At 58.8% G+C, this 22400-nt stretch carries 23 protein-coding genes and 1 pseudogene; 11 read left to right on the top strand and 13 right to left on the bottom strand.

The features are described from left to right. Positions 1-52 precede the first annotated feature (52 nt). The 3 genes from AC3IUE_RS21700 to AC3IUE_RS21690 all read left to right on the top strand — a co-directional run bounded on the left by AC3IUE_RS21700 (position 53) and on the right by AC3IUE_RS21690 (position 2662). Positions 53-1375 carry a purine-cytosine permease family protein gene (locus AC3IUE_RS21700; RefSeq protein ID WP_489263718.1) on the top strand — a complete coding sequence of 441 codons (1323 nt, stop codon included), beginning with the start codon at positions 53-55 and terminating at the stop codon, positions 1373-1375. A 288-nt stretch (positions 1376-1663) separates the two neighbouring features. Continuing rightward, positions 1664-1993: a DHCW motif cupin fold protein gene (locus tag AC3IUE_RS21695; RefSeq protein WP_056744797.1), complete on the top strand. Its 330-nt coding sequence runs from the start codon at positions 1664-1666 to the stop codon at positions 1991-1993. Between the two features lie 96 nt (positions 1994-2089). Continuing rightward, positions 2090-2662 (top strand): eCIS core domain-containing protein, encoded by a 573-nt coding sequence (locus AC3IUE_RS21690; protein ID WP_489263717.1) that lies wholly within the window; start codon positions 2090-2092, stop codon positions 2660-2662. A 4-nt stretch (positions 2663-2666) separates the two neighbouring features. On the opposite strand, the gene AC3IUE_RS21685 is transcribed toward AC3IUE_RS21690, so the two are convergent. The 11 genes from AC3IUE_RS21685 to AC3IUE_RS21635 form a co-directional block, all read right to left on the bottom strand. After that, complete coding sequence (locus AC3IUE_RS21685) at positions 2667-3341, bottom strand: class I SAM-dependent methyltransferase (RefSeq protein ID WP_489263716.1); 675 nt, start codon at positions 3339-3341, stop codon at positions 2667-2669. A 64-nt stretch (positions 3342-3405) separates the two neighbouring features. Then, positions 3406-4002, bottom strand: coding sequence for a cytochrome c3 family protein (locus AC3IUE_RS21680; RefSeq protein WP_033059988.1), 597 nt, complete (start codon positions 4000-4002; stop codon positions 3406-3408). Positions 4003-4011: 9 nt separating this feature from the next. After that, entirely contained in the window at positions 4012-4497 is a 486-nt protein-coding gene (locus AC3IUE_RS21675) for a nitrate reductase cytochrome c-type subunit (protein ID WP_046046763.1), read from the bottom strand. A gap of 11 nt (positions 4498-4508) precedes the next feature. Continuing rightward, positions 4509-7013 carry a nitrate reductase catalytic subunit NapA gene (napA, locus tag AC3IUE_RS21670; protein WP_489263715.1) on the bottom strand — a complete coding sequence of 835 codons (2505 nt, stop codon included), beginning with the start codon at positions 7011-7013 and terminating at the stop codon, positions 4509-4511. Then, on the bottom strand, positions 7010-7270 hold the full coding sequence (locus AC3IUE_RS21665) for a chaperone NapD (protein WP_056744788.1): 261 nt from the start codon (positions 7268-7270) through the stop codon (positions 7010-7012). The genes napA and AC3IUE_RS21665 overlap by 4 nt, the downstream gene beginning before the upstream one ends. A gap of 37 nt (positions 7271-7307) precedes the next feature. Next, on the bottom strand, positions 7308-7475 hold the full coding sequence (napE, locus tag AC3IUE_RS21660; protein ID WP_223430521.1) for a periplasmic nitrate reductase, NapE protein: 168 nt from the start codon (positions 7473-7475) through the stop codon (positions 7308-7310). 170 nt (positions 7476-7645) lie between these two features. Then, a complete protein-coding gene (gene arsH, locus AC3IUE_RS21655) occupies positions 7646-8338 on the bottom strand; it encodes an arsenical resistance protein ArsH (RefSeq protein ID WP_489263714.1) in 693 nt (230 codons plus the stop codon). 11 nt (positions 8339-8349) lie between these two features. After that, positions 8350-8820: an arsenate reductase ArsC gene (locus AC3IUE_RS21650; RefSeq protein WP_008154752.1), complete on the bottom strand. Its 471-nt coding sequence runs from the start codon at positions 8818-8820 to the stop codon at positions 8350-8352. A 29-nt stretch (positions 8821-8849) separates the two neighbouring features. Then, positions 8850-10133, bottom strand: coding sequence for an arsenic transporter (locus tag AC3IUE_RS21645; RefSeq protein ID WP_489263713.1), 1284 nt, complete (start codon positions 10131-10133; stop codon positions 8850-8852). Between the two features lie 23 nt (positions 10134-10156). Beyond that, complete coding sequence (locus AC3IUE_RS21640; RefSeq protein ID WP_489263712.1) at positions 10157-10504, bottom strand: metalloregulator ArsR/SmtB family transcription factor; 348 nt, start codon at positions 10502-10504, stop codon at positions 10157-10159. 154 nt (positions 10505-10658) lie between these two features. Continuing rightward, on the bottom strand, positions 10659-10958 hold the full coding sequence (locus AC3IUE_RS21635; RefSeq protein ID WP_489263711.1) for a hypothetical protein: 300 nt from the start codon (positions 10956-10958) through the stop codon (positions 10659-10661). Between the two features lie 191 nt (positions 10959-11149). Here AC3IUE_RS21635 and AC3IUE_RS21630 point away from each other — a divergent pair, with 191 nt between their 5' ends. From AC3IUE_RS21630 to AC3IUE_RS21605, 6 genes are all read left to right on the top strand, one after another. After that, positions 11150-12172 carry a helix-turn-helix transcriptional regulator gene (locus tag AC3IUE_RS21630; RefSeq protein WP_489263710.1) on the top strand — a complete coding sequence of 341 codons (1023 nt, stop codon included), beginning with the start codon at positions 11150-11152 and terminating at the stop codon, positions 12170-12172. A gap of 324 nt (positions 12173-12496) precedes the next feature. Then, on the top strand, positions 12497-14365 hold the full coding sequence (locus AC3IUE_RS21625) for an amidohydrolase (RefSeq protein WP_489263709.1): 1869 nt from the start codon (positions 12497-12499) through the stop codon (positions 14363-14365). Positions 14366-14383: 18 nt separating this feature from the next. Further along, positions 14384-16126, top strand: a complete 1743-nt coding sequence (locus tag AC3IUE_RS21620; RefSeq protein WP_489263708.1) for an amidohydrolase — start codon at positions 14384-14386, stop codon at positions 16124-16126. Between the two features lie 111 nt (positions 16127-16237). Then, complete coding sequence (locus AC3IUE_RS21615) at positions 16238-16978, top strand: TorF family putative porin (RefSeq protein ID WP_489263707.1); 741 nt, start codon at positions 16238-16240, stop codon at positions 16976-16978. Positions 16979-17028: 50 nt separating this feature from the next. Beyond that, entirely contained in the window at positions 17029-18432 is a 1404-nt protein-coding gene (locus tag AC3IUE_RS21610; protein WP_489263705.1) for a purine-cytosine permease family protein, read from the top strand. A 143-nt stretch (positions 18433-18575) separates the two neighbouring features. Continuing rightward, positions 18576-19034, top strand: coding sequence for a GNAT family N-acetyltransferase (locus AC3IUE_RS21605; protein ID WP_489263704.1), 459 nt, complete (start codon positions 18576-18578; stop codon positions 19032-19034). 15 nt (positions 19035-19049) lie between these two features. On the opposite strand, the gene AC3IUE_RS21600 is transcribed toward AC3IUE_RS21605, so the two are convergent. Next, a complete protein-coding gene (locus AC3IUE_RS21600; RefSeq protein WP_489263703.1) occupies positions 19050-19910 on the bottom strand; it encodes a phosphotransferase in 861 nt (286 codons plus the stop codon). 552 nt (positions 19911-20462) lie between these two features. On the opposite strand from AC3IUE_RS21600, the gene AC3IUE_RS21595 reads away from it, so the two are divergent. Together AC3IUE_RS21595 and AC3IUE_RS21590 are read left to right on the top strand one after the other, a co-directional pair. Then, on the top strand, positions 20463-20822 hold the full coding sequence (locus AC3IUE_RS21595) for a DUF6124 family protein (RefSeq protein WP_489263702.1): 360 nt from the start codon (positions 20463-20465) through the stop codon (positions 20820-20822). Positions 20823-21034: 212 nt separating this feature from the next. Next, a pseudogene (locus AC3IUE_RS21590) lies at positions 21035-21376 on the top strand (cysteine hydrolase family protein); the annotation flags it as partial. A gap of 242 nt (positions 21377-21618) precedes the next feature. Here the strand turns inward: AC3IUE_RS21590 and AC3IUE_RS21585 are convergent. Further along, positions 21619-22179 (bottom strand): lipid-binding SYLF domain-containing protein, encoded by a 561-nt coding sequence (locus AC3IUE_RS21585; RefSeq protein ID WP_489263701.1) that lies wholly within the window; start codon positions 22177-22179, stop codon positions 21619-21621. Between the last annotated feature and the right edge of the window lie 221 nt (positions 22180-22400).

Genomic DNA, 22400 nt, shown 5'->3' with positions numbered 1-22400 from the left:
CGGTGACGGCTGCCCGCGCTTCAACCTTTGACTGGTTTTGGAGTTCACGCATATGGCTGCTTTATCGCAATCGAGTCAAACCGGGCAAGACCCGGCGCATCATCCTGTGCCCACCGAAGCGCGCATGGGTCGACTGTCCCTGACCATGGCCTGGTGGGCGGTGTGCAGTGCGATGTTTTACATCGTGGTGGGTGCTTCATTGGCGTTGTCGTTCGGTGCGCGCAATGCGCTGATCGGCATGGTCCTGTCGGTGATCAGTTATGGACTGGTCAACAGCGTGCTCAGCCGCTTTGCGATTCGCAGCGGTTTGTCGGTGGCGTTGTTTTCACGGCTGTTGTTCGGCAGCACCGGGGCGTGCCTGGCGACGTTGATTTTCTTCTCGACCGCGATCTATTACGCGGTGTTCGAAGGTTCGGTGATCGCCGTCGCGCTCAATCACCTGTACCCGGAACTGGTCTATCCGCTGGCGGCATTGGCGGTGGTGCTCTACAGCGTGCCGATGATCCTGGGCAGCGTGCAGCACTGGCTGGACAAGCTCAACGGCGTATTGCTGCCGGTGTACCTCGGTGGTTTGCTGGTGGCGGTGGGGCTATCGATCAGCCGTTATGGCTACCAGCCGCAATGGCTGGATTTCGGCCCGGCAACGCCTAGTGCATTCGGCTGGTGGGATTGTTTTGTCGCCTACATGGGTGTCTGGGTGTTGATGCTGTTCACCTTCGACTATGCGCGTTTCGGCAAGCCTGAAGACGCCGAGTACCACGGTCGCTGGAACTTCGGCATGCCGTTCTACGCGGTGACGTTTCTGCTCAACGGCGCGGCAGGCATTTACCTGGTCAGCAGCATTCCCCACGAAGGCGCGCTGAACGAAGTCTCGGTGGTGATGGCGATTTTGCAGTTAATGGGCCTGTGGGGATTGCTGTTTGTCTGGGCCACGCAAACCCGGATCAACACCGCCAACTATTACTTGGCGACCCTGAACATGCAGGCGTTCTTTGGTCGATTTGGCCTTCGCGGTTCGTACCTGATGTGGGCAGTGGCGGTGGGGGTGATCGTCTACGGCTTGATGCTCGCGGACGTGTTTGCCTACATCCTCAAGGCGTTGGCCTATCAGGGGATTTTCGTGGTGGCCTGGGTGGGTGTGGCGTTGGCGCAGATTGTCCACGGACGCAATGACGTGGCAGCGCTCGAACGGGTGGTCGCGTTTAACCCGGTGGGCTTGATGGCCTGGTTTGGCGCCACCGCATTGGGTCTTGCGTTGATGTTTTCCGGCGGCGGCCTGAGCAGCTTTTCCGCGCCATCTACCGTGATAGTTGCATTTGCCTTGCAAGCAGGCTTATCCCATCGAAGCCGGTTGCGGTTACGGTTGGCAGAGTAGAGTTTTGCAGTCACTCATCCCGTACCCGCCTGCTCTGCGTCTACGTTCAATCTGAAATTTATTGGCCCGTCAGCAGATGTGGATTTCGCATAGAAGCGCGATTTCCAGTCCGGTTTTGAGTACCTGTTGCGCTGAAAAACGTTTTTACACAGCCTGGGCCGAAAGCTGCCTCTGACTATCATGCTTGAGTGGGTCGCCTGTATCTCATAAATGCGGCGCATCTGTGTCTATCGAAAGTAGTAGTGGATGGTTACGGTCCACAGACACTCCTTCATTGATGAGGCAACGATGGATCTGACGGCTGTTCCCTTTGGTACGACCGATTGGTCGACTGTCGAACCTGTTCAGTATGCTGGACAGACGGGTACCGCCTATTGGCGAACCTGCCAGTTTGGTTCAACGCGTGTGCGGATGGTTGAATACAGTCCCGGGTATCTGGCCGATCACTGGTGCTGGAGAGGTCATATCCTGTTGTGTCTGGAAGGCGAGTTGCACACGGAGCTGGAGGATGGTCGTCAGTTCACGCTCACCGCCGGGATGAGCTATCAGGTGGGCAGCAACGCTGAGGGGCATCGATCTTTCAGCACCACCGGTGCCAAGTTGTTCGTCGTGGATTAACGCTGGGGCGTTTGGTTCGGGACTACGCTAAAGCCATGCGGATCGTCGATCAATGGTGACCCACTGTTCGCGCTGCGTCCGTCCCTGGAGCGCCCAATGCCGCCCATCATCACGCGCCTCGTGGCGCTGTTGGTTCTTTGCCTGACGCTTGACGTGCCAGCCCAGACCAACGCCTGTCCAGCTGGCGAGACACAAGTGTGCCTGGACGGCTGCATCTGCCTGCCAGTGCCTGATGGCATCTACCAGATCGCGGCACCTGCCCTGGCGCTGTGGCTGACCCAAGCCCGCGCTGAAGCAGCCACCGCCGACATCCAACCCATTCCACCGCACGTCCGGGAACAACTGCTGCGCTGGTACGACCCCGGCGTCCTCGATGCCGCGCGCTACAAAGTCAGCGACAACGGCCAATTCAGCGCCGCCACGGCCATGCTGCAAAACCCCGATGTCGGTGCCGTGACGCTGATCGATATCATCCTCTTCCGGGACGCTCAAAACGCAGAACAGAACGTCGCGCTCTGGGCTCACGAGTTAAAGCATGTGCAGCAGTATCAGGAATGGGGGGTAGAAGGATTTGCCCAGCGGTATACACAGGATTTCAATGCTGTGGAGGCGCCGGCTTATGCCATACAGGCTGAGGTCAGGCGGTGGGTGCGGGAAGGGACTTACTGAAGAGTCACGAACCCCGCTGCTCGGCCACCAACAGCAACGACTGCGGCACAGGACTTTGCGGGTGCTGCGGTTCCTGCAGGACGGCCAGCTGAAAACCGGCCATGTCCAGTGCATTGAGCCAACTGGACAAGGAGCGGAAATACCACGGCATGGGTTGCCATTGCCCCTTGAACCCAGTGAAGGTCTCTTCCCGCCAACCATCCTGATAGTCGCCCGCGGCCGCGGTCCACGGATGCAGCGTCTGGATCACCAGCGCGCCGCCAGTGGCGAGCAGGGCGTTCATGGCGGCGAGCAGCGGGATGATGTCCTGGTGCAGCAGGGCGAAGTTGGCGCAGATCAGGTCGTAGTCGCGGCCGATGTCCACCTTTGCCTCCACCAACGCTTCATAGCTCGCCAGATGCACCGGCGAAGAGCCCGCCGCCTGGGCTGCCTCGACCAGCGTCGCATCGCCATCTACACCGACCGCCTTGATGCCCCGTTCAGCCAGCGCGCGCAACAGCCAGCCCTCGCCGCAGCCCAGGTCGAGCACGCGCTCGGGCTGGCGGCCCAGCACCGCCAGCAGGATTGCCTGGTCGGTGACCTTGAGGCGGCTTTCGATGGCGCCGGTGCGGATGGCGTCGATCCAGGATTGGGCGTTGTGGTGCCAGCTGTCGAGGAGGGTGGATTCGGGGGCGGGCATGTCGGTGACCGGCGTTGTTGGTTGGATAAAAGGATAGGACAAGCGCGGGCGGATCGAAAAATCCTTACCAGCCTTTCACTCCGCTCATATCGGGCAGCTTGTGAGCGATGCCCTTGTGGCAGTCGATACAGGTAGCCTCACCGTTGGCCAGAGAAGTTGAGTGCATGGCCGAAGCGCGCTTGCTCTGGCGGGTAAAATCCATGAACTCGAAGTTGTGGCAATTACGGCATTCGCGAGAGTCGTTGGCCTTGAGCCTTGCCCACTCATGTTCGGCCAGTTCGCGACGCAGAGTGAGGAATTTGTCGCGTGTATCGATGGTGCCGAAAATCTTGCCCCACACCTCCTTTGAAGCCTGCATCTTGCGCGCGATCTTGTGTGTCCATTCGTGGGGCACGTGGCAGTCCGGGCAACTGGCGCGCACGCCGGATCGGTTGGTGTAGTGAATCGTGTCCTTGAGCTCGACGAAAACGTTGTCACGCATCTCATGACAGGAGATGCAGAATTTCTCGGTATTGCTCAGCTCCAGTGCGGTGTTGAAGCCACCCCAGAAAATGATCCCGGCGATAAAGCCCCCCAGCGTCAGAAAACCCAGGCTGTAGTAGAGGCTCGGACGACGCAGAATGCCCCAGTAATCCTTAAGCAGGGCGAACAGTGCTTTCATGCTGCCTCCTCAGGGTTTCTGCGCAGCGTTGGCGTCGTCTTGCAGTATTTTGTCGATCGTCTCGAAACTGTTGCCCACCAAGGGTTGCACTTCTGTTTGCGGCACGTGGCATTGGTTACAGAAGTACCGGCGCGGTGACACCGCCGCCAGCGCCTGGCCGTCGCGGTCCATGTAGTGGGTGATGCTGATCATCGTTGCCTGGGTCCGCGCGCTGTTGGCACGGCTGTGACACGACAGGCACTTGTTGCCGTTTTGGTCGATCTGATAACCGCGAATGGTATGGGGGATGGTGGGAGGCTGGTCCGGGTAATTGCGTTCGCGCTTCAGGTCCTTGTTTTCTTCATTGGCAATGGGCGGAGCCGGCATGGTCTGGGTCAAGGTACCACCGGGCCGGCGCCCATCCGGCCCCGGTGCATCGAGGGGGTAATTGACTTCTGCAGCCATCACCACGCCAATCGCAGCGAGCAGGAGCAACGGCAGGATTCGCAAAGGCATGACGGTTCTCCTCAGGCCACGCTGATCAACTCGATTCGTATCGCGCATTTTTTATAGTCGGTCTGCTTGGAGATCGGGTCGGTGGCATCGAGCGTGACTTTGTTGATCAGCTTGTTGGCATCGAAAAACGGCACGAACACCAATCCTTGAGGCGGTTTGTTACGCCCGCGGGTCTCGATGCGCGCACGGATTTCACCGCGTCGGCTGATCAACTTCACTTCACTGCCACGCCTCGCCTTCAAGGCCTTGGCATCGTCGGGGTGCATGTAGACCAACGCGTCCGGCACCGCTTTGTACAGTTCCTCGACGCGTTGGGTCATGGTGCCGGTGTGCCAGTGTTCGAGGACGCGTCCGGTGCTCAGCCAGAACGGGTAATCGGCATCCGGGGCTTCGGCTGGCGGCTCGTAGGGGAGGGCGAAGATGATCGCCTTCTTGTCCGGGTAGCCGTAGAACTGCACCTCGCTGCCTTTCTCCACATAGGGGTCGAGCCCCTCGCGGTAACGCCAGCGGGTTTCCTTGCCGTCGACTACTGGCCAGCGCAGGCCTCGTTCGCTGTGGTAGCGGTCGAACGTGGCAAGGTCATGCCCGTGGCCGCGACCGAACTGGGCGTACTCCTCGAACAAACCTTTTTGCAGGTAGAAGCCAAAGGCTTTGGCTTCATCATTTTTGTATCCGGCTTCCATTTGCTCGACCGGGAACTGGTCTACCTGGCCATTCTTGTAAAGCACTTCAAACAGGGTTTTGCCCTTGTGCTCAGGAGACTTGGCCAGTAACTCGGCGGGCCAGGTTTCATCGGTGGTGAAACGCTTGGAAAACTCCAGCAACTGCCACAGGTCCGACTTGGCGTCCCCCGGCGCGGTCACCAACTGATGCCAGAATTGCGTACGCCGCTCGGCGTTGCCGAAGGCACCTTCCTTTTCCACCCACATGGCGCTGGGCAGGATCAGGTCGGCGGCTTGCGCGGAAACGGTGGGGTAGACATCCGAGACAATCACGAAATTATCCGGGTTGCGCCAGCCCGGCAGAACTTCCTGCATGATGTTCGGCCCGGCGTGCATGTTGTTGCTGGCCTGGGTCCAGTAAACGTTGAGTACGCCGTCCTTGAGCATGCGGCTCTGTTCCACCGCGTGAAAACCAGGCTTCTCCTGAATGGTGCCGGCGGGCAGCTTCCAGATTTTTTCGGCGATGGCGCGATGCTTGGGGTTGGTGACGACAAGATCGGCGGGCAAGCGGTGGGAGAAGGTCCCGACTTCGCGTGCCGTACCACAGGCCGATGGCTGGCCGGTCAACGAGAAGGGGCTGTTGCCCGGCTCGCTGATTTTGCCGGTGAGCAGATGGATGTTGTAGATCAGGTTGTTGGCCCAGACGCCGCGAGTGTGCTGGTTGAAACCCATGGTCCAGAACGACACGACCTTGCGCTTGGGGTCGGCATACAACTCGGCCAGGGCCTTGAGCCTTTCAGCCGGAACGCCCGTCTCCTTGGCAGTTTTTTCCAGCGTGTAAGGTTTGACGAACGCTGCGTATTGTTCGAAGGAAATATCCGTCCAGGTGTTGGCCTTGTCCGCGTTTTTTGCCTTCATTTCCCGAGGGTCGTCGGGGCGCAGGCCGTATCCGATGTCGTCGGCACCTTTGGCAAATCGGGTGTGTTTAGTAATGAAATCCTGGTTCACTGCGCCGCTTTCAATGATGTGGTTGGCGATGTAGTTAAGGATCATCAGGTCGGTTTGCGGCTTGAACACCATGGGGATGTCGGCGAGCTCGAAACTGCGATGTTCGAAGGTCGACAGCACGGCCACTTTCACGTGAGGCTGGCTCAGGCGGCGGTCGGTGACCCGGCTCCAGAGCACCGGGTGCATCTCGGCCATGTTCGAGCCCCAGAGCACGAAAGCGTCGGTGGCTTCGATGTCGTCGTAGCACCCCATCGGCTCATCCATGCCAAAGGTGCGCATAAAACCCATCACCGCCGAGGCCATGCAATGGCGGGCGTTGGGGTCGATGTTGTTGCTGCGAAAGCCTGCTTTCATCAGCTTGTTGGCGGCATAGCCTTCCCACACGGTCCATTGCCCGGAGCCGAACATACCGACCGACCCGGGACCTTTGCTCTTCAAGGCTTCCTTGAATTTCAGTTCCATGATGTCGAAGGCCTTCTCCCAACTGATCGGCTGGAATTCGCCTTGCTTGTCGTACTGGCCATTCGTCATGCGCAAAAGCGGTTGGGTCAGGCGATCAACGCCGTACATGATCTTCGAAAGGAAATAGCCCTTCACGCAGTTCAGTCCGCGGTTGACCTCTGCCTTGACGTCGCCGTGGGTGGCGACCACCCGGTTGTCCTTGGTCGCAACCATCACGCTGCACCCGGTGCCGCAGAAACGGCAGGGCGCCTTGTTCCAGTCCAGGGTGACCATGTCCGCTTCGGTCACCAGATTACTGGCGTCGGTAATAATCGGCAGGCCAGCAGCGGCGGCTGCAATGGCGGCGGCCTGGGCCTTGACGAATGCTCGGCGCGACATGCTCATTCGATATCTCCTTCGGGTTCGAGGAGTTCGTGATAGATCAACGCCGCGTTGAGTACGCCGGGCAAGTTGTTGATCTGTTCGATGCGTTGAAGGATCTGGCTTTCGTGTACGGCTTCAAGGACCACCACCAGTTTTCCCGCCGCACTTTCCTGATGCAGTTCCAGGCCGTCCAACAGACGCAGGTTGGCTTTAACGGCGTCGAACATTTCAGGTCGGGCAAGTACGACAAGACTGGCAATATGCAAAGCTTCGTCCATGCGCTGGCTCCAATAGGCTTTCAGAAAAAGCTATTAGTTAGTTGGGTGGTCCCGGTGGGCCGTACAGCATCTGGAAAAACCAGACGATAAAACCGTAACCGCCGACGAAAGCGACCGACAGCAGCGGAAAGAGGCAGACGACAAGAAAGAGAAAGAGCCGGGTTTCCTTGCGGCGCTGAGGTTTTCGTTCTTCAGCCAATGACATGAGTAATCTCCTGCCGAACGTGCAGTCAGACTAGATCACGAAGTTTTCGCAGGTTTTCTGGCAGGGGTTTTATAGACCGACGGTTGTTAACCCGTGCTCCGGTGTCGCAACGGGTTATAACGCTTTAATTCATTACTTCATTTAGTTACCAAGGTGCGGACACCCTGTTTTCAAATCGAGCGTTGATTCACACGCTGAGTCAGTTCTTCCGCTGACTCCTTGCGTTCGGAGTAGCGGTCAACCAGATCCGGGCGCTCGCGCAGCAGCAACGTGAACTTCACCAGTTCTTCCATGACGTCGACCACCCGGTCATACAGCGAGGACGGTTTCATGCGGTTGCCTTCGTCAAACTCCAGAAAAGCCTTCGGCACGGACGATTGATTAGGGATCGTGAACATCCGCATCCAGCGTCCCAGCACGCGAAGCTGATTCACCACGTTAAAGGATTGGGAACCGCCGCTGACCTGCATGACGGCGAGCGTTTTCCCTTGGGTCGGGCGAACGGCGCCCAAGGCCAGCGGCACCCAGTCAATCTGGGCCTTGAATACGGCAGACATGGAACCGTGGCGCTCGGGTGAGCACCAGACCTGTCCTTCAGACCATTGCATCAGCTCAAGCAACTCCTGAACTTTCGGGTGATCGCCGGGTGCGTCATCCGGTAGCGGTAGTCCCGATGGATTGAAGATCCGCGTTTCTGCACCGAAGTGTTCGAGCAGGCGGGCTGCTTCTTCGACCAGCAGCCGACTGAATGACCGTGCGCGGGTCGACCCGTACAGCAGGAGGATTCGTGGCTTGTGTTGGCCGTCGTCACTGGCAATGGGCTGAATCAATGACGCGTCGAGATTAGGCAGTGGGTTGGTCATGGGGGCTCCGGTTACAGCGTGCTGATGCGGTCGAGTTCGCGCTTCAGCGCATCGCGATCAAGTTGGGCGAAGGGCAGGGCGAGGAACGCCCGGCAGCGTGTTTCGATGCGTGCCAGGGTCGAGTGAAATGCAGCGGCGACGACGGTCTCATCACCCTTCACCTCTGATGGATCTTCCAGTCCCCAGTGGGCCTTGAGGGCCGGTCCGAAGTAGACCGGGCACGCCTCACCGGCGGCCTTGTCGCAGACGGTGATGACAATGTCCGGCGGGTTGGCCTCGAAGGCGTCGTTGCCTTTGCTGCTTAACCCGTCGATCGCAATCCCGGCCTCTTGCAACGTGGTCAGGCTGCGCGGCAGAACCTGTCCTTTGGGGAAGCTGCCGGCGCTGATCGCCTGGAAACCTTGTGGTGCGAGATGATTGAACATCGCTTCGGACAGAATGCTGCGACAGCTATTGGCGGTACACATGAACAGAACGCGCATGGCGACTCCTCTTTCCAGACGGGCAGGTGCTAAACGCCCAGGCGCAAGGCCAGGGCAGATAAGGTGATGAACAGAATCGGCAGCGTCAGAACGACACCCACCTTGAAGTAGTAACCCCAGGTGATGCGGATGCCCTTGCGCTTCAGAACATGCAGCCAGAGCAGTGTTGCCAGGCTACCGATAGGCGTGATTTTCGGGCCCAGATCAGAGCCGATGACATTGGAGTAGATCATGGCCTCACGCACCACGCCGGTGGCGTCACTGGCCTGGATCGACAGCGCACCCACCAACACCGTAGGCATGTTGTTCATGCCGGATGACAGCAACGCGGTGAGAAAACCGGTCCCCAACGCGGCGCCCCAGATGCCGAATTCGGCAAAGTAGTTCAGGGCTACCGTCAGATAGGTTGTCAGGCCCGCGTTTTTCAGCCCATAAACCACCAGGTACATGCCCAGCGAAAAGGTCACGACCTGCCATGGCGCTTCACGCAACACACGTCGGGTTGAAATCACATGCCCACGCGCCGCAACGGCGAACAGCATCGCGGCGCAGACCGCCGCAATGACACTGATAGGAATGCCCAGTGGCTCCAGTGCAAACAGCCCAATCAGCAACAAACCCAGGACAATCCAGCCGACGCGAAAGGTCAGTGGGTCTCGCACGGCACGTCGTGGATCTTGTAGATCATCCAGTGAATAGCGTTCGGGTATGTCGCGACGGAAAAACCAGTACAGCACCCCGAGAGTGGAGCCCACGGCAACGAAATTGACCGGGACCATGACCGACGCGTACTCGCTGAAACCCAGGCCGAAGTAGTCGGCTGAAACGATATTGACGAGATTCGACACCACCAGGGGCAGGCTGGCGGTGTCGGCAATAAAGCCCGCCGCCATGACAAACGCCAGGGTAGATGCTGGGGAAAAGCGCAAGGCAAGCAAAATCGAAATGACGATGGGGGTCAGTATCAGCGCCGCACCGTCATTGGCAAACAGGGCGGAAACGGCTGCGCCCAGTAGCACCGTGAAAGCGAACAGGCGACGACCATCGCCCTTGGCCCAGCGTGCCACATGCAGGGCGGCCCACTGAAAGAAGCCTGCCTCATCAAGCAACAAGCTAATGATGATGACCGCGATAAACGTAGCGGTGGCGTTCCAGACAATGCCCCACACCAATGGAATATCGTCCAGCGTCACGACGCCTGCAATCAGTGCCAGAACGGCCCCCAAGGAGGCGCTCCAGCCGACACCCAATCCCTTGGGCTGCCAGATGACCAACACAATGGTGACGAGAAAAATGGCGAACGCAGTAAACATGAGCAGTCTCGACAGGTGATGGGTCAGCAGCAGGCGGCAGTGTTGATAGGGCGGTCGCCCATCGCTTTGAGTCGAGTGCTGTTTTCCTCAAGCCAGTCGGCGTTGGCGTCCAGGGTTGTCTCAAGAATGGTGCGAACCCACTTTGGCAGTTCGGGGTTGAGCCGGTAATACACCCACTGACCCTGGCGGCGGTCCAGCAGCAGGCCACATGCTCGGAGCTGCGCGAGGTGACGGGAGATTTTCGGCTGACTGTCGTCCAGGGCGCAGACCAGTTCGCAGACGCATAACTCTCCCTCACGGGTGATCAGCAAGGTGGCCCGTGTGCGAGTTTCGTCGGACAGGCATTTGAATACGGCGGCAGGGTTCAGCATGGAGGCGTCTTCAATACATATGGTTGTCCGAATATACGGTTATCCATATGTTTCGAGCAAGCCAAAATCAGATCGACGTCAGAAAGACGACCTGTCGGAAGTGACTTTGCAAAGGGGCTTGAATCAGTGAATGGCTGCTTCTGGGCCTAAAGCTTCAATTTTTGCACTCCGCCAACACCACTTTGCAGGTATTGGGCGTGCCACCGGATTGGCCGGCATAGCGTATGCAATTATCCAGGGATTTTTGGCGAGCCATGTTCAAGGTGGTGCCCCAAGCCAGACCGCCCTCGCCGGCAGTGGGCAGCGCTTTTGCATAGCAGCTGTCACCTATGTTTGAGGCCGTATAGCGAGCTGTCGCAGCTTTGCCTGCACATCCCGCTGTCAGCGCCAGGTTGATGGCGAGCAGGGAGGGCAGGATCCATGACGAGCACTGGCGCGCTGTTTTTCCGGTCATCCCGTTTCCCCTGTATCAAGAGGCTAGAGGCATGTTTGTGGTCGTACTCTATTCAGATTAGACGGTGTTGCGCCTGCCCTTGGGTCTGTTTAAACCAGAATTCTCCCGCAACAACAGCGCTCGCTGGACGCCATAACCGCGCCTATGGCATCGTCGAAAAAATACGCCATGTAGTAAACAGGATAAAAACAATGGAGGAGGGTGATGAGATCGGCGCCAAGGCGTCGATGGCCACGCTGACCGCGTTCAATCGGTGCGTGTTGCACCTGGGTCGGCTTGCTCGAGACCGCGGCGCATCCCAATTCATCGCAGACGGCCTGCAGGCCTTCCGTCAACTGGTGCCCTTCGCTTCGGCATGGTGGGGCGAGATGTCGACGTCAGACGCCAGTACTCCCCCCCAAAGCTGGATGCACGGGCGGATCAATCTGCCCGAGTCGTTTGCCGTCGAATGGCACAAAGTGGCGGTCAGCGACAGATTTTCCCAGGAGACCTTAAGTCAACCCGGGGAAGTTGTGCGCGACAGTGGGTTCACCGACCCCTGCGAGGAGGTGAACGACTTCGCACGGCGGCACGACCTCTACCACCTGATGTGCATCACGTTCGAACTCCCTGAAAGCGGCTTGATGTTCTTCGTCTGTCTCTACCGTGGCCTTCATGCACCGGTTTTCAATGACAGCGAGGACGGGTTGTTCTCGGCGTTCTGCGACCATCTGTTGCAGTTGTGGCGCTTTCAGGTGCAGGACATGATTCGCTGCGACACGGGCAACGGGGCGAGTGACTTCGGGGTCGCCCGGATGGACGGCAGTCTGCTGTACGTCGGCGCAAGTCTGTGCGCCGCCATTCAGCGCGAGTTGCCCGGGTGGAGCGGTTCAATGCTTCCCGTTGATGTCATCGCGCAACTGCAAAAGGCGCCGTGTGTGATTCGCCTGGGTCGCACTGCAATGACACTGAGCCCCAACGCCGAGCACGTCATCCTGTCACTCGAAACACAGTCGCGCGGGGCGGTGCTGGCGCCACGCGAGCGCACGGCGGCGATGCTGTTCGCCGCCGGTCACTCCTATAAGGAAATCGCCAAAATCCTTGCTCTGAGTCCGGCCACAGTGCGCACCTATCTGCGCAACTGCTACTTGCAGCTCGGCGTGAAGAGCAAAGTGGAGCTGGGTTCTGTCCTGCGCTCATCGACCTCGCTTGCGGAAACTGCACGTCGTAATTAAGCCCAGCGCCTTAAGCCATAACGCAGTCCTTGTAGCAGCTGCCGAAGGCTGCGTCCGGCTGCGCAGCAGTCGTGAAGTCAGACGATGCGGTGCACCAGACTCACCGCGCACTCAGGGTTTACGACTGCTGCGCAGCCGGACGCAGTCTTCGGCAGCTGCTACAAGGACTGCGTTGCTGCTCAACTGACCGGTATTTGCCTTACCCCTCCTCATTTGTGGAGGTCCATCCGACCGTCGCGCTCTATAGGGTATGCCCTGCATATCAGGGGCTTGCGACCGTCCGTTCGGGCCACTTCAAAAACTATAAAAACAGAGGTGAGGCAGTTGAAATTTTCCAGGCTATTTATCGCCGTTGCCGCGACAACGACATTTTCCTGCGCGGCGCTGGTGGGGTGTCAGACACACGCTTCGACAGGCGCCGACATGGTCATGCGCAACGGCTATGTCTACACCGTCGACGGCAAGAATTCCGTGCAGCAGGCGATCGCCGTCACGGGCGGGAAGATCGTTTACGTCGGCAGCGATGCAGGGGTTGCCTCGTACATCGGCACGCAGACACAGCTGATCGATCTGGCCGGCCGCATGCTGATGCCGGGCTTCATTGATGCGCACATGCATCCGGGGGATGGCGGCCGCGCCATGACCTTGTGCGACCTGAAATACCAGACGATGACCCGCAAGGCTTTCCAGGAAACCATTCAGGCATGCCTGGATGCCGATAAAGACAAAGGCCCCGACGTCTGGCTCGAAGTGGGCAGCTGGGACCGCATTGGCATGACCGGACTCGACGGCGACCCCGACAAATCGACACTGGATGCGCTCAAGACCAACCGTCCAATTCAAGTCCGTTCCACCGACTTCCATACGGTGCTGACCAACTCCCGCGGCCTGGCGGTCGCCGGCATCAACAAGCACACGGCCAATCCCGGTGATGGCAAGTACATGCGCGACAGCGCCGGCAACCCGAACGGCATCTGCGAAGACGGAGCCGCCGAGGCCATGGCCGCCGTGGTGCCGCCCGCCACCGACGCAGAGAAACTCAATCAGACCCGCGCGGCGCTCGACGCCATGCGCCAGCAAGGCATCACCAGTTTCTTCGATGCCTTGTCGGGGCCGGAAAACGGCAAAGCGTTTACCACCCTGCAGCAGTCGGGTGAACTGACGGCCCGGGCCTTGCTGGCGATCAAACTCGACCCTGCCGCCGCGGCTGCCGACCCGGACAAAACCATCGCCGAGGCCAAGGCAATGGCCACCACCTACGATCAGGGCGAAGCGAAACCGGCGCCGGGCGTGAGCATGCGCCACGTCAAATTGTTCATGGACGGCATCATCAACGCGCCGGCGGACACGGGGGCAATGTTGACGCCGTACCTGCGCAATGCCGGCACCGATACAGCGCCGAAGTGGACACCCGGCAAGAACACCGGTGAGCTGTACTTCCCGCCGCAAGTGCTCAACCCGCTGCTGCTGAAAGCCGTTCAGGCCGGCCTCGATCCGCACCTTCACGCTACTGGAGACCGCGCGGTGCGTGACTCACTGAACGGCATCGAATACGTGCGCCAGCAACTGCCCGGCAATGGCTTCCGCCCGGCCATTACTCACAACGAGTCGGTGGACCCTGCCGACTATGCGCGCTTCAAGGCGCTCGACGTGACCGCCAACATGTCCTTCCAGTGGGCCCAGCAAGCGCCGTCCACGGTCGACGGTACCAACGAACATCTAGGGGCGGCGCGATTTGCCCGCATGGAACCCTCCGGCAGCATCGCTCGTGCCGGCGGCCGTGTGGCGTATGGCAGCGACTGGCCGGTCGACCCGCTCGACGAGTTCCTGGCGCTGAAGATCGGTGTCACCCGCTCAGGTGATCCGCTGAACCCGCACAGCTATGGCCCCAAGTATGCGGGCAGGCTGAATGCCGACCCGGCGCTGTCGCGGACTGAAGTGCTGCGCACCATCACCATGAACGCCGCCGAGCAGCTGAAACTGGATGCTGTCGTCGGTTCGGTCGAGGTGGGCAAGTTCGCGGACCTGATCGTTCTGGACAAGAACTTTATGCAGGTCCCCGAGGAGGAGTTGGCTCGAAACAACGTGCTGCTGACGGTCGTGGGCGGCCAGGTCGTGTGGGCCAAGGCGCCGTTCGTTGGCCTTGATCCGAAGGCATTGTCCCAGGCATCAGCCGCCCGCCCAGCCCAATAAAAACAAGAGAGTGTTCCGATGCAGCGATTTATTCCAAACCTGTTGGCCGCAGCCCTGGCCTTTTCTTCGGTGCAAGCCATGGCCGCCGCTGACCTGGTGTTGTTCAACGGCAAGGTCTTCACCGCCGAACCCGGTCAGGGGCTGGTCCAGGCAGTGGCCGTGCAAGACGGCAAGATTCTCAAGGTGGGCAGCAATGCCGAGATCAACGCCTTGGCCGACACCGGCACGCAACGGATCGATCTGGCGGGCAAGGTGCTGATGCCGGGAATGATTGATACCCACAGTCACCCGGTGGTTGCGGCCTTCGACAGCATGGGGGCCAACCTGCTGGATGAGGTCAAGCCATTGCCGGAGCTTGAACAGTGGATCATCGAACAGGATCAGGCGGGCATTGCCCGGGCCGGTGACGTGATCAGCATCGCCGGGGTCAGTTCGGCCTATTGGGACAAGAGCCGTGAGCTGGGCCAGCGCTTCAATCAGGGACGCTGGGCGGATCAACCGGTGGTCCTCAGCGGGATCGACGGGCACACCGGCTGGGCCAACAACGCCATGCTCAAGCGTCTGAAAATCGACGCGACACTGGTAAAGGGCCTCTCGGAACAGGATCGCAGCTATGTGGGTCATGACGCGGATTTCATACCCAACGGCTATTTTGCCGAGTCGCGCTGGGACCAGGTACGCAGCCAGATCCCCGCGCCCAGCGACGAGACCATGTTGAAAGCCGCCCGCGAGGCCGTGAAGGTCAATAATCAATACGGCGTCACCGCCTGGATGGACGCCGCCGCGAACGCCGGCAGTGGCGATTCGTTGTTCGATTTCAAGGCAACCGAGCAGAGTTACGGCGTGCTTCCGCTTTACCGCGAATTGGCAGAGAAGGGTGAACTCAGTGCCCACGTCGCTGCGCTGCTGTTGACCAACCCGAAAAGTCGGCCGGCCGACCTGGAAGTGCTGGCCAAGGTCATGAAGAAATTCGAGGGTGTGCCCAACCTGAGTTTTCCTGGCATCAAGGTATTCGCCGATGGCGTTCTGGAGTTTCCGGGGCAGACCGCCGCGGTCATCGTTCCCTTCAAGAACAGCCATAAAAACGGACAACTGCTGATCGACCCCGCGCACTTCGGTGAGTTGGTCGTGGCAGCGGAGAAGCGCGACTGGATTGTGCACATGCATGCGGTCGGCGACCGTGCAGTGCGTGAATCACTCAATGGTTTTGCCTACGCGCGCAAACTCAACCCGACACCGGTGGCTCATAGCATCAGCCACCTGCAACTGGTCAACCCCAAAGAGTTTCCGCGCTTCAAGCAACTTGGCGTGATCGCTTCCATGCAATTGCTGTGGGCCACCGGCGAGAGTTACACCGTCGAGCTTGTCAAACCCTATATCAGCGCGTTTGCTTACGGTTATCAGTATCCCGCCAAGTCCCTGCATAACGCCGGTGCGGTCATCGCCGGTGGCAGTGACTGGCCGGTGTCCAGCCCCAATCCATGGAATGCCATCGCTCAGGCCAGCACGCGCAAAGGGCCGCTGGGTGTGTTGAATGCCAAGGAAAGCATCGATCGCCAGACCATGTTCTACGCCTACACGCTCAATGCCGCCAAGGCGCTGCGCCTGGAGCAGCAGATTGGTTCGCTGACACCCGGCAAACAGGCCGATCTGATCATCCTCGACCGCGATGTCTTCAAGGTCAGCGATGACGAACTGTTCGACACCAAGGTCCTGAAGACCTTCTTCGCCGGCAAAGAGGTGTACGCGCCCGCGTCCTGACCCTCCGTTCACCCGCACCACGCAAAAGGCTGCCTGGCTCCTCGTGTGACGAGGGGCTCGGCATCGCCATGCCTGAAATAACCCGCACCTCCATAAAAATAAGAGACTTGTATGAACGCACGCTCAGTATTGACCCTTGCCACGCTTGTATTGGCACCCCTGACCACCCAGGCATTGACACTCAACGATGACTTCAACCTGGACATGACCCTGGGAGTCTTCAGCGACTACCGCACCCGTGGCATTTCGCAAACCCTGGGTGATCCGGCGGCTCAGGCCGGCGCCACGCTGATGCACAGCAGCGGCTTGTACATTGGCGCCTGGACCTCGAACGTCGATTTCGGCGGCGAGTTCAAGACGCGGCAGGAACTCGAGTATTACGCGGGCTACTACTGGCAGGCGACCGAGGCCATCAGCCTCGATCTGGGGTACATCAAGTACGACTATCCAAAGGAGAGCCAATTCAACCTGAGTGAGGTCTACGCCGTCCTTGACGTGTATGGCGTGAAGCTTGGCGCTTACTACTCAAACGATACGCCGAACTTCTTTGGCGAGGACCAGGACACCCTTTACACCTACCTCAGCTACAAAATCGAATTGCCGGCCGAGATCGGCCTGGACCTGCGCGTGGGTCGCAACGATGTCAAAGACCCGGCTTTCTGGTCCGCCAACGGTGAAAGCCGCGATGCCTACACCGAGTGGGAAGCCAAGTTGACCCGTGACTTCGTGGGCGTGACCTGGGGCCTCAGCTACATTGATACCGACCTGTCGAAAAGCGAATGCACGAGCTGGTACGGCTATGGTGATTTGTGCTCCGCCACGGTGGTTGCCAGTGTCAGCAAGGCGTTCTAAGCGTTCGAGCCCACACAATAAAAACAAGCGCCTCAAAGGAAAACAACGTAATGACCAAGGTCAGCGATAGTCAGCAGCGAAGTCCCCTGATCGAGACACGTTCGATCGATTACATCCCCGAGGCCGAGCGTCATGGCAGCCTCTACAGCCAGTTCACCCTGTGGCTTGGCGCCAACCTGCAGATCACGGCGATCGTCACCGGCGCCCTGGCCGTGGTGCTGGGCGGCGATGTGTTCTGGTCGCTCATCGGCTTGTTGATCGGCCAAGTGCTGGGCGGGGCAGTGGTTGCCCTGCACGCGGCGCAAGGACCGAAGCTTGGGCTGCCGCAGATGATCTCCAGTCGTGTGCAGTTCGGGGTCTATGGGGCGGCTATCCCGATTGTCCTGGTGTGCCTGATGTACCTCGGTTTCAGCGCCACCGGTGCGGTGTTGTCGGGGCAGGCGATTGCCCAGTTGATTCATGTCAGCGACAGCGCCGGCATCCTGATTTTCGCCTCGTGCATCGCGTTTCTGACGATCTTCGGTTACCGGGTCATCCACCTGGTCGGCCGGGTGGCCAGCGTGCTGGGCATTATCGCCTTCGTCTATCTGTTTACCCGGTTGATGACCCTCAACGATATCGGCCTGTTGCTGGAAAACCGTCACTTCGGCTGGAGTACTTTCCTGCTGGCGGTGTCGTTGTCCGCCTCCTGGCAGATCGCCTTTGGCCCTTATGTGGCTGACTACTCACGCTACCTGCCGAGCAAGACCTCGTCGTGGAAGACGTTCGCTGCCGTCGGCCTTGGAACGGTGCTGGGCGCTCAGGCGTCCATGGTGCTGGGGGTGTTCGCCGCGGCGTTGGCCGGTGCGAACTTCCGCGGTCACGAGGTGGCGACCATCGTCGGGTTGGGCAGCACCGGTGTGATGGCGTCCCTGCTGTACTTGAGCGTGGTGTTCGGCAAGGTCACGGTGTCCACGCTCAACGCTTATGGCAGCTTCATGTGCGTGGCCACCATCATCAGTGGTTTCCGCAGTCGTCTGGAGATATCCGCCCGCCAGCGCATGGTGTTTGTGTTGTTGATTGTCGCGGCGTCCACCACGCTCGCGCTGCTGGGCCAGTACTCATTTCTCAACACCTTCAAGTACTTCATCCTGTTTTTGCTGACCTTCTTCACACCGTGGAGCGCGATCAATCTGGTGGATTACTACTTCATCAACAAAGAGCGCTATGACATCCCGGCATTGTCCGACCCGGCGGGTCGTTATGGCCGCTGGAACATGCGCGGGATCAGCGTGTATGTCATCGGTGTATTGATCCAGTTGCCTTTCGTCGATACTCACTTCTACTCCGGGCCGATGGTCGCGCAGCTCGGCGGTGTCGATATTTCCTGGATCGTTGGTCTGGTGGTGCCGGGGATTTTGTATTACGGGCTGGCCAGGACATCAATGCCGGCGGTGGCCCCTGCACGGAACTGAAAGGCCTTAAGGAGGAAAGCGGAACCCAAAAAGATCGCAGCCTGCGTACGCCGTCCCTTGTAGGAGCTGCCGCAGGCTGCGATCTTTTGATCTACATTTCCCTTTTCCCGATCATCACATCAATCCGCAAGGAGACGATCAACATGGACATCCAGGCCCTGCGCGCCGACGCATCCCACCTCGATAAAATCGCCGGCCTGTTCGACGCCTATCGAGGTTTCTACGGTCAGCCGTCGAACCTGCCGCAGTCTCGCGACTTCATCGCCGAGCGCATTGCCCGGGACGAATCCGCGATCTTCTTCGCCCAGGCCCCCAGCGGCGAGGCGCTGGGTTTCGTGCAGTTGTTCCCGACGTTCTCCTCCATCGACGCGCACCGCACCTGGCTGCTCGGCGACCTGTTCACAACACCCGCCGCCCGAGGGCAAGGGGTCGGCACGTTGCTGATGAACACCGCGCGAGCCTTTGCAGTGTTGACCGGTGCCAAAGGCATGGTGCTGGAAACGGCCACGGACAATGTCGGCGCGCAACGGTTGTATGAATCCCTGGGTTATGTGCGCGACACGGGTTACTACACCTACTGCCTCGATTTGAAACAAGGCTGAGCCAACCGCTGCCGGTTACCTCAACTCGTGCAGGAATGCAGCTTGGGCCTTGGGGCACGTGAGGATGCGGTAACGCGTGCTACGGGAAACATCACGGTCACGAAAGCGCTCATACACCGCCTGGAAAACTTCACGGTTCAATGCTGGGTGCTGATGCTTCAGGTAGCGTTCACAGCACGCGTTGTAGTGTTCAACCGATATGAACCTGTTGAACCAGAAACGATAGAAGTAACCCAGCAGAAAACCCAGGCTGAAGTCGTGATCCAGCACCGAATGCGCGCAGCATTCGAAGTCGATCAGGCGCAGCCTGCCATCGGGGCCAATCAGGATGTTCTTGGGGTGCGGGTCCATGTGCACAAATCCCTCGACCAGCGTCTGCCCAAACAGTTGGAAAATATCCAACAGCAGCGTTTGCGCCTGCTCGGGTTGGGCGATCAGTCGATCATCGACGCTGCAGTGATTGTCGAAAAAATTGACCAGCAAATACTCTTCCTTGAGAAACGGAAAACGTCCGACGTGGCCGAATGCAGCCACTCTGGGCGATGACTCCGACTTGGCGGACACAACGGACAGGTTGATGAATTCGTTGGTCAGGTCATGCAGCCCGAACACACGCTTGAGGCCCAGGAAATTCTGCAGCTGCTTTTTCCAGTGGGTCAGGCGGTTGTGTTTCAACACCCATTTGCGCTCACCTTCGAGCAGGAACACGCTGCGGGTTTCCTCGGGAATATCCAGCAACGCATGTTGATCCGGCTCGGCAAAAAAACGCTGAAGCACCGTCACCAGTTCGTTCTGATCGGACGGATCGAAATGGAAGGTGACGCCAGCAATCTTTTGCTGATTCAGAGGGGAAGTAAGGTGTCTGAGGTGACGCATGTAAAGTCCCTGCTAATGCTTTGCGGTCCATAAAACGCCGGCAATCAAGTGCGACGCTTTGTCGTTATCGGCAGGACGCTGCAGACCCTTACACGCAGAGTTGATTTTTTATCGTTGGGTTGGCTTTCCGTTGTCGAGACATGGAACAAGGTTTCACCTCGTGTAAGAAGCGTGTGTCAGATTTCTAAACATCTCCACAGGATGCTTGTTTAAGATCCATCAAGGTTACTTCCTGAAAGCCACAAGACCTTGCGCCGTTGCCTACGGCTGCGCCAGAATCCGCCGGCTTGTGTGTCGTGGGCCTTGGTTCTATCGTTTCCGTGTCGCTGATCATTCAGCGGTCGGGCTTGGAAACTCGACGGGTAAACGACACGAAAGCACCTCTTCATAACGTAATTTTTCGCACTATGTGCATTCCGTTATGGCGGCTGTGCGTGGGAGACCTTATAGGTCTGCCGGGCTCGTTTACCCTGGTTTTCCAACCTGCGTACAGCTGCCACCCCTTCGCTTGGAAACGAACGTGGCAGCTCCACCAGTAAACGAGGATTTACCATGTTCAAGGTCACACCCAATCCGCCGGACACCGATCCGGTCTCCCCGTACGATCCCGATTCAAAAAAACTCAACGAAGCCGCCGAGCGGGCTCTCAATTACCACTTCCCGTCGATTGCCGACATCAAAGCCACCCCGCGCACTATCAGCACCCTGTTTTCCGTGAACGCAGAGGCCACGACCGAGACCCTAGCGGTGCATCTGGTCGAAACCCTGGCCTCGGTTGATGTGATGGTCCACGAGTTGGTGGACCGCCTGGATGGTGGCTCGCGCTATTCCCTGTTGGGCATTGCCAATAACGTCATGCTGGCTGAAATCACGGCAAACCGATTGCTGGATAAAATTGATCCACCTGCGTAAGTGCGGTCTGCTGTGGTGAGTGGGTAACTGACGTTGGGTTGGGCAGTTGTCCCCTTTTGGGGGCCGCTGCGCGGCCCAGCGGAAGTACGGTCCTTCGCCACAGGTTCCCGGTGTTTGTTGCCGCTGCTGGCCGGTGATTGGTTTTTGTGTCAGGTCCGGGATTCCGCGTCATCGTTCATCGCGAGCAAGCTCGCTCCCACAGGTATTGCGGCGACTACATGCCCGAATACAAGCCCTACATCCTCGACGGCAAAACCATCATTGCTTCACCGCATAAGGTTTACGGCCCGGAAACCAATGACCTGGCGCTGCAGCTGCGCAAGCACGGTGTGTCGCAAATCATACTGGCGGGCATGGCGGCGAACCTGTGCGTCGAGTCGCATCTGCGCGAACTGCTGGAGCTTGGCTTTGAAGTGGCGGTGGTTCGGGGCGCGACCGCCGGCCCGACGACCCCCGAGGGTGATGGCTACCTGGCCGCACTGATCAACTATCGCTACATCGCCAATGCCCTGTGGAGCACGGCGCAAACGGTTGAGTTGCTAAAGGCCAGATAGGTCAAGCGAGAGCAGGCTGTACCTCGCGATGCGAGGTACAGCCTTGCTAACACGAGACGCTCTTCGATTCTATGCAAGCCCGAGAAACGACAGAATAACCACGACAATCACAACTAACCCGACGATATAGATGATGTTGTTCATGAATTTCACCTCTCAATTTGAATCCCACGCGTTGGAGCGTTTTTAAACGGCGCAGACGCGGCACGCTTCAAAAGACAGACCCCTTGAAGGGCAGGCTTTCAGCGCTTGATCAGGGAAATCTTGGTTCCCTCGATGCTGACCCCGGCCATTAACCCTTGCTGGTCGAATATGAACGCGTAGGCATCGTCCTTGAGTGTCGAACTCGACAGATTCTTCGCGACCCCTTCGTCAACCACGACAACGGTTGGCCCCACGCCGACTTCCCAGCCCTTGGTCTCACGGACATAATTCACGGCTTTGTCAGTCATCAGGAACAACGCATAACCGTACGATTGGGCGCCTGCCTGCAGCCCCCATGACCCCGTTACGGAGTTGTAATAACTATCCACTTTCGAGCCCTTCATCAGCACGCCTTCGCCATAGCTACCACCAAACACAAGGCCGGCCTTGATGATTTTCGGGAAGACCAGCACCGCTTTGGCATTCTGCGAAATGGTTTTGGCAAATGGGGTGGACTTGTAAAGCGTTTGCAACGCTTGGTGGGAGTCGGCATTCAGGTCCTCGGCGGTTGCCGCACCTGCATTGTTCAGGAGGCTCGCTGATGCCAATGAGGCTGTCGCGAGGAAGATCGATAGGAGGAAGCGCATTGACTGAGTCATTTTCGTACTCCGGTAAGGGAGCAGGGGATGGGAGCAGCAGTCAGCGCCTGCACCAGACAGGATCCGAACCTACTGAACGTTATCCGGCGCACCCTGATGTGTGTGAATTGCAAAGCGTCGCTTTTGAATGAACCAGGCCCAAGGCCTTTGATCAATCGCGCCGCCATCAGTTGGTTGGACCACTGCGCAAGGGCCGGGTTCGTCGTCAGAAGCTGCTTTTG

Source organism: Pseudomonas sp. GL_093, assembly GCF_057837605.1.
Note: the sequence above shows the minus strand (reverse complement) of the source record. Positions and strands in the feature narration are given on the sequence as shown.

Coding starts and splice junctions, on each gene's coding strand:
- AC3IUE_RS21620 (WP_489263708.1), top strand. CDS start 14,384: ATGCAGCGATTTATTCCAAACCTGTTGGCCGCAGCCCTGGCCTTTTCT.
- AC3IUE_RS21635 (WP_489263711.1), bottom strand. CDS start 10,958: ATGACCGGAAAAACAGCGCGCCAGTGCTCGTCATGGATCCTGCCCTCC.
- AC3IUE_RS21585 (WP_489263701.1), bottom strand. CDS start 22,179: ATGACTCAGTCAATGCGCTTCCTCCTATCGATCTTCCTCGCGACAGCC.
- AC3IUE_RS21610 (WP_489263705.1), top strand. CDS start 17,029: ATGACCAAGGTCAGCGATAGTCAGCAGCGAAGTCCCCTGATCGAGACA.
- AC3IUE_RS21615 (WP_489263707.1), top strand. CDS start 16,238: ATGAACGCACGCTCAGTATTGACCCTTGCCACGCTTGTATTGGCACCC.
- AC3IUE_RS21645 (WP_489263713.1), bottom strand. CDS start 10,133: ATGTTTACTGCGTTCGCCATTTTTCTCGTCACCATTGTGTTGGTCATC.
- AC3IUE_RS21605 (WP_489263704.1), top strand. CDS start 18,576: ATGGACATCCAGGCCCTGCGCGCCGACGCATCCCACCTCGATAAAATC.
- AC3IUE_RS21595 (WP_489263702.1), top strand. CDS start 20,463: ATGTTCAAGGTCACACCCAATCCGCCGGACACCGATCCGGTCTCCCCG.
- napA (WP_489263715.1), bottom strand. CDS start 7,013: ATGAGCATGTCGCGCCGAGCATTCGTCAAGGCCCAGGCCGCCGCCATT.
- AC3IUE_RS21665 (WP_056744788.1), bottom strand. CDS start 7,270: ATGGACGAAGCTTTGCATATTGCCAGTCTTGTCGTACTTGCCCGACCT.
- AC3IUE_RS21680 (WP_033059988.1), bottom strand. CDS start 4,002: ATGAAAGCACTGTTCGCCCTGCTTAAGGATTACTGGGGCATTCTGCGT.
- AC3IUE_RS21630 (WP_489263710.1), top strand. CDS start 11,150: ATGGAGGAGGGTGATGAGATCGGCGCCAAGGCGTCGATGGCCACGCTG.
- napE (WP_223430521.1), bottom strand. CDS start 7,475: ATGTCATTGGCTGAAGAACGAAAACCTCAGCGCCGCAAGGAAACCCGG.
- AC3IUE_RS21690 (WP_489263717.1), top strand. CDS start 2,090: ATGCCGCCCATCATCACGCGCCTCGTGGCGCTGTTGGTTCTTTGCCTG.
- AC3IUE_RS21600 (WP_489263703.1), bottom strand. CDS start 19,910: ATGCGTCACCTCAGACACCTTACTTCCCCTCTGAATCAGCAAAAGATT.
- AC3IUE_RS21640 (WP_489263712.1), bottom strand. CDS start 10,504: ATGCTGAACCCTGCCGCCGTATTCAAATGCCTGTCCGACGAAACTCGC.
- AC3IUE_RS21685 (WP_489263716.1), bottom strand. CDS start 3,341: ATGCCCGCCCCCGAATCCACCCTCCTCGACAGCTGGCACCACAACGCC.
- arsH (WP_489263714.1), bottom strand. CDS start 8,338: ATGACCAACCCACTGCCTAATCTCGACGCGTCATTGATTCAGCCCATT.
- AC3IUE_RS21695 (WP_056744797.1), top strand. CDS start 1,664: ATGGATCTGACGGCTGTTCCCTTTGGTACGACCGATTGGTCGACTGTC.
- AC3IUE_RS21700 (WP_489263718.1), top strand. CDS start 53: ATGGCTGCTTTATCGCAATCGAGTCAAACCGGGCAAGACCCGGCGCAT.
- AC3IUE_RS21650 (WP_008154752.1), bottom strand. CDS start 8,820: ATGCGCGTTCTGTTCATGTGTACCGCCAATAGCTGTCGCAGCATTCTG.
- AC3IUE_RS21675 (WP_046046763.1), bottom strand. CDS start 4,497: ATGCCTTTGCGAATCCTGCCGTTGCTCCTGCTCGCTGCGATTGGCGTG.